At 56.4% G+C, this 15,383-nt stretch carries 13 protein-coding genes; 5 read left to right on the top strand and 8 right to left on the bottom strand.

Going from position 1 to position 15,383, the window contains the following annotated elements:
* Positions 1-13: 13 nt before the first annotated feature.
* Together HHI26_RS01830 and HHI26_RS01825 are read right to left on the bottom strand one after the other, a co-directional pair.
* Positions 14-646 carry an NAD-dependent dehydratase gene (locus HHI26_RS01830; RefSeq protein WP_133842052.1) on the bottom strand — a complete coding sequence of 211 codons (633 nt, stop codon included), beginning with the start codon at positions 644-646 and terminating at the stop codon, positions 14-16.
* A 1-nt stretch (position 647) separates the two neighbouring features.
* On the bottom strand, positions 648-1,310 hold the full coding sequence (locus tag HHI26_RS01825; RefSeq protein WP_133842051.1) for an NAD(P)H-binding protein: 663 nt from the start codon (positions 1,308-1,310) through the stop codon (positions 648-650).
* 154 nt (positions 1,311-1,464) lie between these two features.
* Between HHI26_RS01825 and HHI26_RS01820 the strand changes: the two genes are divergently transcribed.
* From HHI26_RS01820 to HHI26_RS01805, 4 genes are all read left to right on the top strand, one after another.
* Complete coding sequence (locus HHI26_RS01820; protein ID WP_159336653.1) at positions 1,465-2,706, top strand: MFS transporter; 1,242 nt, start codon at positions 1,465-1,467, stop codon at positions 2,704-2,706.
* A gap of 23 nt (positions 2,707-2,729) precedes the next feature.
* A complete protein-coding gene (locus tag HHI26_RS01815; protein WP_133842049.1) occupies positions 2,730-3,803 on the top strand; it encodes a sugar phosphate isomerase/epimerase in 1,074 nt (357 codons plus the stop codon).
* Entirely contained in the window at positions 3,796-4,947 is a 1,152-nt protein-coding gene (locus HHI26_RS01810) for a Gfo/Idh/MocA family oxidoreductase (RefSeq protein ID WP_171148476.1), read from the top strand. Before HHI26_RS01815 ends, HHI26_RS01810 begins: the two co-directional genes overlap by 8 nt.
* A 124-nt stretch (positions 4,948-5,071) precedes the next feature.
* Positions 5,072-6,049 carry a LacI family DNA-binding transcriptional regulator gene (locus tag HHI26_RS01805; RefSeq protein ID WP_133842047.1) on the top strand — a complete coding sequence of 326 codons (978 nt, stop codon included), beginning with the start codon at positions 5,072-5,074 and terminating at the stop codon, positions 6,047-6,049.
* Positions 6,050-6,839: 790 nt separating this feature from the next.
* Here the strand turns inward: HHI26_RS01805 and HHI26_RS01800 are convergent.
* The 3 genes from HHI26_RS01800 to HHI26_RS01790 form a co-directional block, all read right to left on the bottom strand.
* Positions 6,840-7,586, bottom strand: a complete 747-nt coding sequence (locus tag HHI26_RS01800; protein WP_238337022.1) for a sugar phosphate isomerase/epimerase — start codon at positions 7,584-7,586, stop codon at positions 6,840-6,842.
* 337 nt (positions 7,587-7,923) lie between these two features.
* A complete protein-coding gene (locus tag HHI26_RS01795; RefSeq protein WP_133842045.1) occupies positions 7,924-9,111 on the bottom strand; it encodes a PLP-dependent aminotransferase family protein in 1,188 nt (395 codons plus the stop codon).
* A gap of 125 nt (positions 9,112-9,236) precedes the next feature.
* Positions 9,237-10,490 (bottom strand): MFS transporter, encoded by a 1,254-nt coding sequence (locus HHI26_RS01790; protein ID WP_133842044.1) that lies wholly within the window; start codon positions 10,488-10,490, stop codon positions 9,237-9,239.
* Between the two features lie 282 nt (positions 10,491-10,772).
* Between HHI26_RS01790 and HHI26_RS01785 the strand changes: the two genes are divergently transcribed.
* Entirely contained in the window at positions 10,773-10,982 is a 210-nt protein-coding gene (locus tag HHI26_RS01785; protein WP_133842043.1) for a YdgH/BhsA/McbA-like domain containing protein, read from the top strand.
* Between the two features lie 72 nt (positions 10,983-11,054).
* On the opposite strand, the gene HHI26_RS01780 is transcribed toward HHI26_RS01785, so the two are convergent.
* From HHI26_RS01780 to HHI26_RS01770, 3 genes are all read right to left on the bottom strand, one after another.
* The gene (locus HHI26_RS01780; protein WP_171148475.1) at positions 11,055-13,016 is read right to left on the bottom strand and encodes a methyl-accepting chemotaxis protein; all 1,962 of its coding nucleotides are present in this window, start codon (positions 13,014-13,016) and stop codon (positions 11,055-11,057) included.
* Between the two features lie 190 nt (positions 13,017-13,206).
* Positions 13,207-14,460: an enolase C-terminal domain-like protein gene (locus HHI26_RS01775; protein ID WP_133842041.1), complete on the bottom strand. Its 1,254-nt coding sequence runs from the start codon at positions 14,458-14,460 to the stop codon at positions 13,207-13,209.
* A gap of 88 nt (positions 14,461-14,548) precedes the next feature.
* A complete protein-coding gene (locus tag HHI26_RS01770) occupies positions 14,549-15,256 on the bottom strand; it encodes a FadR/GntR family transcriptional regulator (protein WP_171148474.1) in 708 nt (235 codons plus the stop codon).
* Between the last annotated feature and the right edge of the window lie 127 nt (positions 15,257-15,383).

Below are 15,383 nucleotides of genomic sequence, written 5' to 3'. Positions count from 1 at the left end.
TCTCACCCTGCCCTCAGTCCGATAATGCCGCCGCCGGGACAATATGCACGCCTTTCCGTGGTGTCAGCGCCGCGTCCAGCAGCGCACGCGCAATATTCTGTGCTGGATTCAGGCGCATCCGTTTTGGCAGCAGCGGCCCCGCCACCCGCAGGAAGCTCATCATCAGTGCCTCCATCGTCCGCGCTTCCTCACGCTCTCCGCCAATCAGGCCCGGGCGCACCAGCGTCAGTGAATCAAACCCGAGCTGCGCAAGATCGCGCTCCAGCTCCCCTTTGACCCGATTGTAAAAAAAGCGCGACGCGATAGAAGCACCGGTAGCCGAGTTCAGTACACAGGTCTGAACACCCTGCGCTTTTGCCTGACGCGCAATCGCCAGCGGGTAATGGTAATCAACCCGCTTAAATGCCTCACGCGTTTGTGCCTTTTTCATGGTGGTACCTAACGTGCAGACCATTGCATCGGCCTGCCACCAGGGTTCGTTCCACGGCAGGCTGTCAAAATTGACCACCGGGGCCAGCAGTTTAGGATGTGCAGGCAGCGCCCGCCGTACCGGAGCCACTACCGATGTGACGCGTTCATCTTGCAGTGCCAGGCGTAAAACCTGTCCGCCTACCAGTCCCGTTGCTCCTGCCAGCAATAACTTCATTTTATGCTTCCCCGGCCAGACGTCCGATAGCCGGATCCACCGGCGTATCGCCGTCGGTCAGTTCGATAAGCTTGTGCGACACCTGCGGCTGTTCAACCAGCGCCACCAGCGCGGCGGCGACGTTATCGCGCGATATATTCCCGTAAGGGATCGCCAGCCCGGCATTCACGCGGCCCGTTCCGGCCTCGTCAGTCAGCGTGCCAGGGCGCAGGATCACCCAGTCAAGGTCGCTGGCGGCCAGATGGACATCGGCCTGTTTCTTCACTGCCATGTAATATTCAAAGGTCTCTGAAATTGTCTTAGCGCGCCCGGCTTCAGGAAAAGCGGACACCAGCAGAAAACGTGAAACGCCCGCCTGCTGCGCCGCCGCCACGGCCAGCTCCAGTCCTTTACCATCAATGGCCTGCGTGGTTTCCTTCCCTCCTTTCCCCCCCGCACCGGCGGTAAATATCACGCTGTCGCAGCCGCGCAGTAACTCGCTGAGCCCGGCCACGGTCAGCCGTGTCAGGTCCCCCGGCGCGCTTTGGGCACCGAGCTTTTGCAGTTCTTCACCCTGTTCGGGATGGCGGTGAAGTGCCACCGGCTGATGCCCGCGCTGTGCCAGCTGGCTGACCAGACGGCGGCCCACATTGCCTGCCGCACCAATAATAAATACCTTACTCATTGCGATCTCCAGATCATGAACCAGCCTCAATCTTAGCTGATTGATTGTGACTCGCCTCGCACTTCGCAGCAATGCCACAGGAAAGTATAAAAGTAATCGATTACATTGTGCGTGAGATTAATTGTAATCGATTACTTTATGAAGGGGTCTGACGATGGTTTCTTCCGTTGAGCATGCAGGCGTTGCGGGCAGTAAACAGGTTTTACTGGTGCCACGCCTGGCATTAATGATGTTTTTACAGTTCTTTATCTGGGGCACCTGGTCGGTGACGCTGGGCCTGGTGATGACCCAACATAACCTTGGGACGATCATTGGCGATGCCTTCTCCGCCGGGCCGATTGCCTCGATCCTCTCGCCGTTTGTCCTGGGGATGATCGTTGACCGTTTCTTCCCCTCGCAGAAAGTGATGGCGCTGCTGCATCTGGCGGGTGCTGTGATCCTGTGGTTTGTGCCCGGCGCGCTGGAAGCACAAAACGGTTCGCTGCTGATTGTGCTGCTGTTCGCTTATACGCTGTGCTACATGCCGACGCTGGCACTCACCAACAATATTGCGTTTCACAGTCTGAGCAACAGTGAGAAAAGTTTCCCTGTGGTGCGTGTGTTCGGCACCATCGGCTGGATTGTTGCCGGGATCTGCATTGGCGTCAGTGGGATTTCCGCCAGCGTGATGATCTTCCAGCTGGCTGCCGCCTGTTCGGTGCTGCTGGCTGCCTACAGCCTGACGCTGCCGCACACCCCTGCTCCGGCCAAAGGCCTGCCGTTCCGGGTACGGGACCTGTTCTGTGCGGATGCCTTCAGCCTGCTGAAGCAGAGTCACTTCCTGATTTTCGCTCTCTGCGCCACGCTGATCTCTATCCCGCTGGGCACCTATTACGCCTTTACCGCCACCTTCCTTGCCGATGTCGGTATCCAGGATGTCAGCAGCGCGATGTCCTTCGGTCAGATGTCGGAAATCGTCTTTATGCTGATTATCCCGCTGCTGTTCCGCCGGCTGGGGGTGAAATACATGCTGCTGATCGGCATGGTGGCGTGGTTCGTGCGCTACATGCTGTTTGCTTATGGCGTGAGCGATGAAGCGCGCTGGCTGTTGTACGCCGGGATCCTGCTGCACGGGGTCTGCTACGACTTCTTCTTTGTCATCGGTTTTATCTACACCGACCGCGTGGCCGGCACCCAGGTGAAAGGCCAGGCGCAGAGCCTGATTGTGATGTTCACCTACGGCATCGGCATGCTGCTGGGTTCGCAAATCTCCGGCGCGCTGTACAACCATCTGTTCACGGCGGGGAGCCCGCATGCACTGAGTGACTGGACGACGTTCTGGTTAATCCCGGCCGTTGCCGCGCTGGTGATCGCCGTGATCTTCCTGTTCTCGTTCCGCTACAAAGAACAGCGTTAATTTTTACCCTTCAGGAGAATGCAATGAAGACATTAAAAGGCCCGGGTTTGTTCCTGTCACAGTTTATCGGCCAGGATGCGCCCTTTAATACGCTGGATAACCTCGCACAGTGGGCGGCGGATTTAGGTTTCAAGGCGTTGCAGATCCCCTGTAATCACCCGCACATTTTCGATGTGGAAAAAGCGGCGAACAGCCAGAGCTATTGCGATGATATTCGTGAACGCCTGGCGGCATACGGGCTGACGATCAGCGAGCTGTCCACCCATCTGGAAGGTCAGCTGATTGCCGTGCACCCCGCCTATGACGAAGCGTTTAACGATTTTGCCCCGGAGGCGGTTCGTCATGATCCCCGCGCCCGCCAGCAGTGGGCCACTGGGGTACTGATGCAGGCGGCGCAGGCGTCTGCCCGCCTGGGGCTGACGGCGCACGCCACCTTTTCCGGGGCGCTGGCCTGGCCCTATTTCTATCCGTGGCCACCGCGTAAAGCCGCACTGATTGATACCGCGTTCAGCGAGCTGGCCGTGCGCTGGAAGCCGATCCTCGACGTTTTCGACCATCACGGAGTGGACGTCTGCTACGAGCTGCATCCGTCAGAAGATCTGCACGATGGCATCAGTTTTGAGCGTTTCCTCGCCGCAGTGGACCACCATCCGCGCTGCAATATCCTGTTTGATCCCAGCCATATGCTGCTGCAACAGATGGATTATCTGGCCTTTATCGATATTTATCACAGCAGAATTAAAGCTTTTCACGTCAAGGATGCGGAGTTTACCCCATCAGGGCGCAGCGGCGTTTATGGCGGCTACCAGACATGGATTGAGCGCGCCGGGCGCTTCCGTTCACCTGGCGACGGGCAGATCGATTTCAAGGCCATTTTCAGCAAACTGGCGCAGTACGGCTATGACGGCTGGGCGGTGCTGGAGTGGGAGTGCTGCCTGAAAGACGCCGCCACGGGCGCCCGCGAAGGGGCCCAGTTTATTGCTCAGAATATTATTCCGGTCGCCGACCGCGCGTTTGATGATTTCGCCGCTACCGGCGAGTCCGATACCGCCATTCGTTCGATGCTGGGCATCACAGGAGTCAACTCACATGATTAAAGTGGGCATTGTCGGGTCGGGCTTCATTGGCCCGGCGCATATTGAGGCGATCCGTCGCCTTGGTTTCGTTGAGGTGGTCGCACTGTGCGACAGTTCACTGGTGGTAGCGCAGGAGAAAGCACAGCAGTACAACGTGCCTTTTGCCTATGGCGATGTGGCCGAACTGCTCCAGCATCCGGGGCTGTCGGTGGTGCACAACTGCACGCCAAACCATCTGCATGCGGCAATCAACCGGCAGATTCTGCTGGCGGGAAAACACGTCTTCTCCGAGAAGCCACTCTGTATGACGGCCGCCGAAGCACACGAACTGGTGACGCTGGCAGAACAGGCGGGCGTGGTGCATGCGGTGAGTTTTGTCTATCGACAGTTCGCGATGGTGCAGCAGGCGGCCAGTATGATCCGTCATCAGCAGGCTGGGCGTATTTTTGCGGTTCACGGCAGCTATTTACAGGACTGGATGCTGCATGACACGGACTTTAACTGGCGCATTCTGCCGGATAAAGGCGGCGTGTCGCGCACCGTGGCGGATATTGGTTCGCACTGGTGCGATACCCTGCAATTTGTCACCGGGCGTAAAATCAGCGCCGTTATGGCGGATTTCGCCATCGTTCATCCAAGCCGGAAAGCCAGCCTTAGCGGCGGCAGCACCTTCACCTCGGGCAAGGCAGCGGAAGACTATCAGAAGGTGGCGGTGGAAACCGAAGATTTTGCTTCTGTCCTGCTGCGTTTCGACGACGGCAGCAAAGGCAGCATGACGGTATCGCAGGTCAGCGCCGGACGTAAAAATCGCCTGGCGTTTGAGATCAACGCCAGCAAACTCTCCCTGGGCTGGGATCAGGAAGCCCCGCAAACGTTATGGCTTGGCCAGCGCGACGGGCCGAATCAGCGTCTGTCGGACGACCCCTCTTTGCTGAACACGGATGTCGCCGCGACGGCGCATTTCCCCGGTGGGCATATCGAAGGCTGGCCAGATGCCTTTAAAAACATGATGCTTAACTTCTACCGTTACATTCAGGCGGGCAAGCAGCCGGGCACCGATGTCGGCAACTTTGCCACCTTCCACGATGGCGCGAATATCATGTTCATTATTGACGCGATGGTTCAAAGCCATCAACAGCAGCGCTGGATCACCGTCCAGGACTGACGCTCTCCCGGTCACGGTTTCCCGTGGCCGTTCATCCGTTGAATTCAGCCCTTTCCCGAAGTGTGTTACCCTGTTTTTTCAATAGTCAACATGGTCAACATGGTCAGCAGGAAGGCTTATCAGGATGTCGATCCAAAAAATTGCCCGCCTCGCCGGGGTGTCTGTCGCCACGGTATCACGCGTGATGAACAACCTCGGCTCGGTGAAACCGCAGAATCGGGAGCGCGTGCTCAACGCAATCAAAGAGAGTAACTATCAGCCGAATCTGCTCGCCAGACAACTGCGTACTGCACGCAGTAATATGCTGCTGGTGATGGTGTCGAATATTGCCAACCCGTTCTGTGCCGACGTGGTAAAGGGCATTGAAGCCGAAGCGGAGCGCAACGGCTACCGCATTTTGTTGTGCAACTCCGGCTCCGATATCGCCCGCTCCCAGTCCAGCCTGAGACTGCTTTCCGGCAAGATGGTTGACGGCGTGATCACGATGGATGCCCTTTCCGCCCTGCCTGAGCTGACCACCCTGATTGGTGATTCACCGTGGGTGCAGTGTGCGGAGTACGACGAGGCATCTGCGGTATCGAGCGTGGGCATTGATGATCATCAGGCATCCCGCTTTGTCGCCGGAGAGTTTATCCGCCGCGAACGTCAGCATCTGGCGATGATTAATCACGATCTTACGTATAAATACGCTAAACAGCGTGAACAGGGCTACCGCGCGGTGCTGGAAGAACAGCATCTCGCGCCTCCCGCCGTGGAATACGCCAGTGAGTTAAGCTATCAGGCAGGGAAAGAGGCCATGACTCGCCTGCTGCAACAGTCACCGCGTCCTGATGCGGTGTTCGCCGTCTCCGATACGCTGGCCGCCGGGGCTATCCGTGCGCTGGATGAAGCCGGTCTGCGGGTGCCGCAGGATGTGGCGGTAATGGGATTTGATGGCACGGAGCTGGGGCATATGACCTCGCCGCCGTTGTCGACGATTGAGCTGCCCTCACAGGACATTGGCCGTGAGGCGGTGAGTTTGCTGCTGAAGAAGATTAATGACCCGCTAAGCCCGGCGCAGAAGACCACGTTGCAGTGGCGGTATGTGGCGCGGGGATCGTAAGCGGGAATGCGTCTGCCTGTCTGCCTGTCTGCCTGTCTGCCTGTCTGCCTGTCTGCCGTTGCAGGGGCTGGCCTTCTGTTTCGGTCAGCCCGAAAGGCCAGGTCAACGTCTTAAGGTCAAGGTCAACGGCGTTTCGCTTTCCCACTTCGTGGGCGAAGCGACCTAAGGGCGGCAGTCGCCCCGCCCTTAGGGATCCGGGCTTGCGGCAGGCGCATCGCCCGCGTAGCGGGTGCCTTCGCAAGCGTTGCTCACCCACGGACCGCTCGTGGCGGTACATCCCTGTCCCGGCACGACCTTTCACCGCCGTCCTGGCGGTGAATCCTGGTTCACATCGCTTCCTCAGCGCTGCTTAATTGCCGCTCAAACATCAACAGCCAGGTCAAAATCAAAAAAAAGACAACAGACCAAATACAAAAACCCTTTTTGGTCTTATTTAGTTTTTTGTCTTTTTTAATTTTTAGATTTTGACCTGGGTTTTGACGTTGAGTCGGCAATTAAGCCTCGCCGAAGGAGAGCGGATTTCCAGGACGAGCCAACAGGACGTTGGCGAGAGGGAGTGCCGGGACAGGGATGTCACGTCACACCCGCTCCGGCCGGAAAGTCGATTGACTGAGGGAACCCGCTGTAAGCGGGCGATGCGCCTGCCGCAAGCCCGGGTCCCCAGGGGGGTGGCGATTGACCACCCTGGGTCGCTCAGCCCGCGCAGCGGGAAAGCGAAACGCCCTTGACCTGGAACTTGACCTTAAGACGTTGACGTTGACCTTAAGACGGTAGCTATAAATAATAAAAACTACTTCTCCAGCGGAGACAGCGCCCCCACCAGATACTGATTCGCCTGACGGATAATCGACTGCGGATCCTTCGGCAAATCATGCTCTACAATAAACCAGCGCGTATCGGCTTTCACCGCTGCGGGCAGTACCTCGTTCCACGCCAGCAGACCTTCCCCCGCCGGGGCAAAATTCATCTCGTCGTTACGAATGCCGATACCGGCATTATCCTTGGCATGAATGGCGTAAATACGCCCCTGATATTTCTTCAGCAGACGCACTGGATCCTGACCGCCGCGTGATACCCATGCCACATCGAGTTCAATTTGCAGGTTTGCTGGTGTGCTGTTATCAAATAGAATTTCCAGCGCGGTCTTACCACCATACTTTTTCATTTCGAAGTCATGGTTATGGTAAGCCAGCACCATGCCCTGCTTTCTCACCTGACTGCCGAGCGCATCCAGCTCGTGCGCCAGCTTTTTCCAGCCTGCGGCAGAGTCCGGGCGATCCGGGATTTGCAGGTACGGCACCACCAGCACCTTATTGCCCACCGCTTTATTAAACGCGATGATTTCAGCGGCGTTGCTGCGCAAATCGGCGAGCTGAACATGGTCAGATGTGACCTTAAGCTGATATTTCTCCAGCAGCGTTTTCATCTCATCGGCGCTGACGCCCTGCGTCCCCACCAGCTCCACCGCGCTGAACCCTGATGTCTGCGCCACCGCAAATTGCTGCTCCAGCGTACCCACGTTTCTCAACGTGTACATTTGCAGCGCGAGATGCTTTTTGGCTGCGGCGTCATCGGCCAGCACAGGATGAATCGCGCCCAGCGTCAGTGCGCCAATGAATAACGTAGAAGTCACTGCTTTTACCAGCTTCATAACGGTTCCTTAGTGGTCAGTAATCGGAATGTCAGTCTCTTTTCTTTGTGTAATCGATTACTTTATCTATTAACCATTTTGTAATCGATTACTTATGCTAACGAGTATTCTCATAACAGAGCAAGTGGCACCGGTTGCAGACCGCTAAATTAGACGGGATTTATGAAGCAGATCACAGATAATGCGGAGCCAAACCCTGTTCAGCTCCGCATTCAACAGCAGATTAGAGGTGTTTCTTCAGCAGATCGGCCAGCGCCGTCATACCTTTGATGATCTTCTCATCACTGTGGGTGGAATAGCTGAAGCGGGCAAAATTGTCACGCTGCACGGTCGGGAAGAACGTTGCGCCCGGCACCCAGACCACTTTGGCTTCCGGCACCGCGTGTTCCAGCATAAATTTCGCCGTATCAAACCCGTCCGGGAACTCCATCCAGGTAAACAGGCCACCGTCAGGATCGGTCCAGCTGATCCCCTGCGGGAATTCGCTTCTGACCACCGAGAGCATGGTTTCCTTTTTACGCAAATACTGCGCTTTGATGGTCTGGATATGGTCATCAATATTGTGTCTTTCCAGATACATCGACACCGCCGCCATATTCAGCGTGCTGCACTGCGTATCGGCGGCCAGCTTCAGCAGCCCCAGCTTTTCAGTGATCTCAGCAGAAGCCACCGACCAGCCCAGGCGCAGACCCGGTGCGAGGATCTTCGAGAAGCTACCGAAGTAGATCACCCGTCCTTCCGTATCCATGCTTTTCAGCGTGGCGACTTTGTCGCCCTGGTAACGCACTTCGCGGTACGGCGAATCTTCGAGGATAATAAAGTCATACTGATTCGCCAGCTGGATCAGATGCTGACGGCGTGCCAGTGACAGGGTGATCCCGGTTGGGTTATGGAAGTCCGGCACGGTATACAGCAGCTTAATCCGCTGCCCGGCCTTGAGTTTTTCTTCCAGCACCTCGGTCATCAGCCCCTGCTCATCCATCGGGATGGCCAGATAATCTGGCTGGCAGGTATTAAAGGCGATCAGCGCCCCTAGGAAGGTGGGTGCTTCGGTAGCCACCAGGTCGCCAGGGTTGATCAGCAGTCTGGCCGCCAGATCCAGCCCCTGCTGGCTTCCCTGCAGGATCAGAACATTGTCTTCTTCACAAACGATGCCGTCTGCTGCCATACGCTGCGCGATCTGCTGACGCAGCCTGGGCATCCCGGTGGAATGGGTGTATTGCAGAGATACTTCGCCAGGCCCTGACAGCAGTTCAGCAAAAATATCCTGCAATGCCTTTGCCGGGAACAGGCTCGAATCCGGGTAACCGCCGCCGAATGAAATAATCGACGGATCTGCACCGAACTGGAGCAGTTGCCTGATTGCCGAAGGCTTCACGCCCTCCATTCTGTCAGCGTAACGCGTGGTCATGTTCCGTATTCTCTTTATTGGTATTGGGCTGGAAATCACGTTATGAGAAATTGGCATAAGCTGTCAATTAATTAACTTTTTATTTCAATCTGATGCCGGCGTTTAACACGCAATATTCCAAAAGTTTAGCCGTGACCGGCATCAGGATCGCTTTCCAGCTTCTGCCTGCGTCTTAAATGCGGGAACAGCGTCATCCAAAGCCCCACCACCACCAGCGTGCCGACACCGCCCAGCACCGCAGCGGGAACTGCCCCCATCAGCGCGGCCAGCATCCCGGACTCAAACTCGCCAAGCTGGTTTGAGGTGTTAATAAAGATACTGTTCACCGCATTGACGCGGCCACGCATATCATCAGGGGTATCCAGCTGCACCAGCGCCCCACGGATCACCATGCTGACCATATCAAACCCACCCAGCGCGGCCAGTGCCAGCAGCGAGAGCCATAGCTGGCTGGAGAGTGCAAAAATCAGCGTGGCGACGCCAAATCCAGCCACCGAACCAAACATGATCATGCCGACGTTTTTCTCCAGCTTGTTACGGCTGAGCCAGATACCGACCAGCAGCGCACCCACTGACGGCGCACCGCGCAGCATTCCCAGTCCCCAGGGGCCGGTATGCAGAATATCTTTGGCGAAAATCGGCAGCAGCGCGGTCGCACCACCCAGCAGCACGGCAAAAAGATCGAGGGAAATCACCCCCAGCACATCGCGCCGCTCACGGATAAACTTCACCCCGGCAAACAGCGTCTTGATATTGGCGGGCAGGCGCGGCTGCGGCGCACGAATAAAGCGGATGTAAGCAATCATCACAATCGACAGCAGATAGAACGCAGCGGCCACGCTGTACACCACATCCGGCCCGGCAACATACAGCAGCCCGCCCAGCGTAGGACCAATAATCACCGCACTTTGCCCGCTAACGGCCGCCGCCGCCGTGGCGCGTGCCAGCATCGCAGGCGGCACCAGCGAAGGCAGCATTGACTGCATCGCCGGGCCTTCAATGGCTTTTGCCACAGAGATCAGGAACACCAGCCCCCACAGCGCGTTTTTATCCGACCACTGATAGAACGTCAGCAGGATCAGCGCCAGCAGCGCGCCCCACTCCAGCACCTGCCCGAACAGCACAATCCGGCGACGGTCGTACTGATCCGCCAGATGCCCGGCCGGTAATGCCAGCAGCACCGAGGGCAGAAACTGCATCAGACCGATCATCCCCAGCGCCATTGCACTGTTAGTGATGGCATAGATTTGCCAGCTCACCGCCACCGAGAACATCTGGAAACCGAATGAGGAGAAGGTTCGTGCCAGCCAGAAGCGCACGAACGAAGGATGGCGCAGCAACGATTCATTGCTGTCCAGTTGGAGGTGATTCGACGTCATTAACTATCCCTACCTGCAAGTGCTCCAGCCAGCGCAGGACTGGCAGACAGCTTTATTCGTTTTATTGTTATCCCGGTGAAGCCCGGGTATCAACTTGATTATGCCAGAGAAATCCGGCGCGACATGGCGTTAATTGTTACAGACTTAGTACATTTTGTTATTCAAATTATTTGACAGTTATCGACAATAAATTCCGATTTTAGTTTATTATTAGCAGGCGTAGTATTTATCACATCGAGACAGAACGTCTCAACTTACATAAAATACTCTGAGGAATTAACCATGAAATCCATCAAAACTTTCGTAGCAGTTGCCGCTCTTTCACTGATCTCTTTCGGTAGCTTTGCACAGAGCGTGACCGCCACTGGCTCTACCCTGTCGGCCGCTGAAGCGCAGATTGCCGCTCAGGCACAGCAGACAGGCAGCAGCTACAAAATCATCGAGGCCAACTTCAACAACGGCGTGCATATGACCGCCGAACTGACTAAATAAGTCACGCACCACTGAATTAAGCCCATAAAAAAGCCCCTTTCGGGGCTTTTTGTCGTTATTAAGGTGACACTGTCACGCTTTCGTTACCACCAGTTTCTGCAACACCTTCAGTTGGGCCACGGCTTCCTGCATGGCATCAATACCGGAGGTCATCTCGCTCAGTTTGTCCAGATTTTCGCTGATGCTTTTACGCTCATTGGCCGTCTGGCTGCTCATCTCCGCAATGGCGTTAGCCGCGTCGATACTCTCCTGCGCCATCTGCCTGGCACTTTCTACCGTATCCACCGCGACCTTTCTGATGTGCAAAATGGTACTGACGGCATCGCTGATGCTGTGTGAGGTGGCATCAGCCTGATCTTTCGATGACTGTGCCAGACGGCGCACTTCGCTTGCCACCACGGCAAAACCGCGCCCAGCTTCCCCGGCGCGTGCGGCTTCCACTGCGGCATTCAGCGCCAGAATATTGGTCTGGAAGGCAATATTGCTGATGCCGCTGTTAATCGTGGTAATGCCGGAAGAGATGGTTTCCAGCTCATCCAGCCCGGCGCTGAGCTGGTGCTGGGCCTGCTGGCTGTGCAGCGCGGCATCACTGATGGAGCGGATATTATTTTCCGCCGCCTTCAGCGCATCGCTCTGACTGCGGGTGGCATTTTCCAGCAACGGTAGCGATTTCATCAACGGGTCCAGCTTTTGCTGATACTCCACCACCTGGTTCACAATGCGCGTTTGCAACGTATTCAGCGCTTCCCAGCGACGCAGCGCGCGCTGGGCATAATGGCTGGCGTACGCGGCATACTGCACCGGGAAGTTACGCATCGCATCGGACGGACGGTTAAAGAACGCCAGTGCCGACAGCGTCTGGTTAATCGGAACACCGAGGATTTCACCGAAACTGGAGAACCCGGCAGACGGGATCCCGCTGAAGAAGTGCGACTGCGGCAGGCGGGCCTGATTACCGACGCGGCGCAGAACGCAGTCGTTCAGCAGCATGGCTGCGGGCTGGCCGTATTGTGCGGTGAACGTCTCCCAGTCGGTGCGCGTGGCGCTGGCAAAATCGGTCTCTTTCAACAGATGCAGACGGTCACCAAACTCCAGATCGCAGAAGAACTGAATGCGGTCCGGCAAGATTTTAGCGATGGAGCGAATAAAGAACTCCTCCTCCACTTTTACGGCAAACGTCAGCCCCTGAAGACGGGCCTGTAAATCAGCGGGAGCGCACTGCAAACGTGCGCACAGGGCTTCAATCACATTATGCTGACGGCCCTGGGCATCAAACAGCGACGAGAGGGTGCGTGCCACGGGATCGGCTTCGGCCACCAGCCAGCTCTGCTGAGTGGGCTCAAAGTTCTGGCTTTTAAACGGCGCAAACGACTTTCCTTCCGCCATCTGGCAAAAGACGATCACCGCCTTGCCCTGCAATATCCGCCCGCCATTGCCAATCCAGGTGCCGTCGAAATCCAGCGTTCCGCCCGCAGAGCCGCCAATCGCCAGGCACGGGAAACGCCCTGACGCGTACCAGGCCTGCATCAGGAACCCTTCGGAAGCGGATAAGCCATCACAGAAAATGAGCGCAAAGGTACGATCGGCCGAGAGCGGCATATTCACCACAACCCGCTCCAGCTCGTGCTGGATCGCGCTCACGCGCTGCTGGGCGGTCTGCGTATCCTGCACATGCAGGTCGACTTCATGCACTTCATGCCGGGCGATCAGAGATTCCGGCAGCCAGAGCCAGCTCCCCTGCTGGCTTGCGCCATCACAATAGGTGCTCTGCCCGCGACCGCTGCACAATGCACCGTTGGAAGAGAGGGTCACCACGCTGCGGCGCGTACCGTTAAGGCTCTGCCACGCCTGACTGACACGGCTGAATTCCGCAAAAGGGGGAACAAAACTTAACAGCAGACCCGCGCTGTTACGGCTCAACCCCAGCGCATTCATACTCACCGGGGGTTGGCTGGAATCAAAGACACCCGCGCGCGGCTGACTGCCGCTTCTTTTCAGCCGGGCGGCCGTGTTCCAGAAAGAAGATTGACTCATTGTTGCCTACTTAAGTGCTGACGATAGTTTATTGATCTACGTAATCCGTCACAGGTGATGCGGCAGAACGGCGATGTTACCTCCGCTGCCATGCGGGGGAGTTATCGGCACAAGGAGGGAAAAGTCTTAACGGCAAGGGTAACAAAGGATGACAGGACGGCAGCCTCGCCGCCGCCCCGTTGAGGTGGGATCAGGGGCGTGCAGCGCTACCGTCCGGCAGACGCGCATTGGTCCAGTCCGGCAGGCCACCGCTCACCGGATATCGTTTCGCTTTTTCTTCATCAATATCAATGCCCAGCCCCGGACGGTCGCTGAGATAAGCGTAACCGCGATCGATTTCCGGGCATCCCGGGAACACCTCCGTCAACGCATCATTCATCGGGGTATATTCCTGAATTCCCAGATTGGTCACGCTCATATCCAGGTGCATATTGGCCGCCACGCCAACCGGAGAAATATCGCCAGGGCCGTGCCATGCGGTGCGCACGCCGTGCAGCTCGGCGTAGGTCGCCAGCTTTTTCGCCGGGGTAATGCCGCCAATGGTGCTGACGTGACAGCGAATAAAGTCGATCAGTTGCTGCTGGATCAGCGGCTTCCACTCATTGATATTTGTGAAGAGTTCACCCATCGAAATCGGCGTACTGCTCTGTGCCCGGATCATTTTCAGCCAGTCGAGATTTTCCGGTGCCACCGGATCTTCCAGGAAGAACAGCTGATATGGCTCAAGGCTTTTCGCCATCTGCACAGAGGCAATCGGCGCGATACGCTCGTGCACATCATGAATAAATTCAACGCCGAAACCCAGCTTATTGCGCAAATGGTCAAACAGACGCGGCACCGCGCGCGCGTAGGCATCGGGGTCGAAGTAGATCCCCGGCGTCTGGCTGCGTGGTGACACCTTCGGCTGAATATTCCGTGCTTTGGCCAGCTTCCCGGCAATCAGCCGCAGATCGTCGGTACCTGCGCCGCCGTACATTCCCATCTGGCAACGCACATATTGGTAGCCCTCTTCCATCCGCGCCCGTATGTTGTCTTCCACTTCCACCTCGTCAGCCCCGTCGCAATGACGGTAGAGCGGAATGGCATCACGACATTTTCCGCCGAGCAGTTGATACACCGGCAGACCCGCGACTTTGCCTTTAATGTCCCACAGCGCCATATCAATCCCGGACAGCGCGTTGTTCATCACCGGACCACTACGCCAGTAGCCGCTGACCGCCGCCGACTGCCAGATATCTTCAATACGCAGCGGATCTTTGCCCAGCAAGAATGGACGCATGTAGTTTTCGATAGCGGCTTCCACGGCGAATATGCGCTGGGTAAAGGTGGCGCAGCCCAGTCCGTACAGGCCAGGCTGGTTGGTTTCAACTTTGACCACGACCAGATCGATGCCGCCCGGTGCGGTCAGCAGGGTTCTGATATTGGTTATTTTCAACGTTTCCATAAATGTCTCCAAATCACCGCAATGATGTATGATGTCCTACAAGTGTAAGATTTAAAAAAGCCCCGGCTAAGAGGCTTTATGCGGGCGCTTATTTCTCGCCGGATTTCACTCCCTCGATGGCGTTGACGTTATGCGCCATCGCACTGTTCAGCGTATCGCTGGCGGTGGCCGCATCGCGGTTTTTCAGCGCCATAAACACTTTAATGTGCGCTTCCACGCTCTCCAGTGTAATGCCCAGCACCCGGTTCAGCTCTTCCAGGTAGTGGATGTAGATGTTTTTTAGCGACTCCATCACATGGATAAACACCTTGTTATGGGACGCTTTTACAATGGCCAGGTGAAAATCGTAGTCAGCCTGCGAGTATTTTTTGTAGTCGTCTTTACTCACCAGCATCCGATTCAGCGCCTGTTCCAGTCGCTGAATATCTTCATCGTTGGCATTCACCACCGCCAGATCCATACAGCGAAACTCGACGGTTTGGCGGAAAACCCGCATATCATCAAACTCTTCCTGTGACAGATGCAGGATCGGCTGATTGTCGCTGAATGCCCCGTAGCGCGCCACGTCCCGCGTGACATAGGTGCCCTTCCCCTGATGGGTGATGACCACGCCGAGGTCGCGTAACTTCTGCACGGCACTGCGCACGCTGACGCGGCTAACGTTAAAGGTGGCGGTCAGCTCTGCCTCTGATGGCAATTTGCAGCCCGGTTCCCACACGCCATCCTGAATATTTTGCTTCATCTGTTCGTAAATCAAATTCACGACATTGTGCTTTTGCACGCTTTCCAGAGTCACCGGCTTCCTCTCTTCATAACCTGTCCTACAAGCTGGATCTAGTTTTAACATTGTCCCACCATAATTGGCAAGGCGTTGGTGATAAATAATTAAGCCGCTGTTTTTAATGAATTTAGGTTGTTTTAGG

Source organism: Erwinia sp. JH02 (genome assembly GCF_013074405.1).
Taxonomy (GTDB): Bacteria; Pseudomonadota; Gammaproteobacteria; order Enterobacterales; family Enterobacteriaceae; genus Erwinia; species Erwinia rhapontici.
This window is presented reverse-complemented; position numbering and strand designations above follow the sequence as displayed.

Bases quoted from the DNA above. Each gene is read 5' to 3' on its own strand.
- HHI26_RS01830 (WP_133842052.1), bottom strand. From the start codon at position 646: ATGAAGTTATTGCTGGCAGGAGCAACGGGACTGGTAGGCGGACAGGTT.
- HHI26_RS01825 (WP_133842051.1), bottom strand. From the start codon at position 1,310: ATGAGTAAGGTATTTATTATTGGTGCGGCAGGCAATGTGGGCCGCCGT.
- HHI26_RS01795 (WP_133842045.1), bottom strand. From the start codon at position 9,111: ATGACCACGCGTTACGCTGACAGAATGGAGGGCGTGAAGCCTTCGGCA.
- HHI26_RS01810 (WP_171148476.1), top strand. From the start codon at position 3,796: ATGATTAAAGTGGGCATTGTCGGGTCGGGCTTCATTGGCCCGGCGCAT.
- HHI26_RS01780 (WP_171148475.1), bottom strand. From the start codon at position 13,016: ATGAGTCAATCTTCTTTCTGGAACACGGCCGCCCGGCTGAAAAGAAGC.
- HHI26_RS01790 (WP_133842044.1), bottom strand. From the start codon at position 10,490: ATGACGTCGAATCACCTCCAACTGGACAGCAATGAATCGTTGCTGCGC.
- HHI26_RS01785 (WP_133842043.1), top strand. From the start codon at position 10,773: ATGAAATCCATCAAAACTTTCGTAGCAGTTGCCGCTCTTTCACTGATC.
- HHI26_RS01815 (WP_133842049.1), top strand. From the start codon at position 2,730: ATGAAGACATTAAAAGGCCCGGGTTTGTTCCTGTCACAGTTTATCGGC.
- HHI26_RS01820 (WP_159336653.1), top strand. From the start codon at position 1,465: ATGGTTTCTTCCGTTGAGCATGCAGGCGTTGCGGGCAGTAAACAGGTT.
- HHI26_RS01805 (WP_133842047.1), top strand. From the start codon at position 5,072: ATGTCGATCCAAAAAATTGCCCGCCTCGCCGGGGTGTCTGTCGCCACG.
- HHI26_RS01800 (WP_238337022.1), bottom strand. From the start codon at position 7,586: ATGTACACGTTGAGAAACGTGGGTACGCTGGAGCAGCAATTTGCGGTG.
- HHI26_RS01775 (WP_133842041.1), bottom strand. From the start codon at position 14,460: ATGGAAACGTTGAAAATAACCAATATCAGAACCCTGCTGACCGCACCG.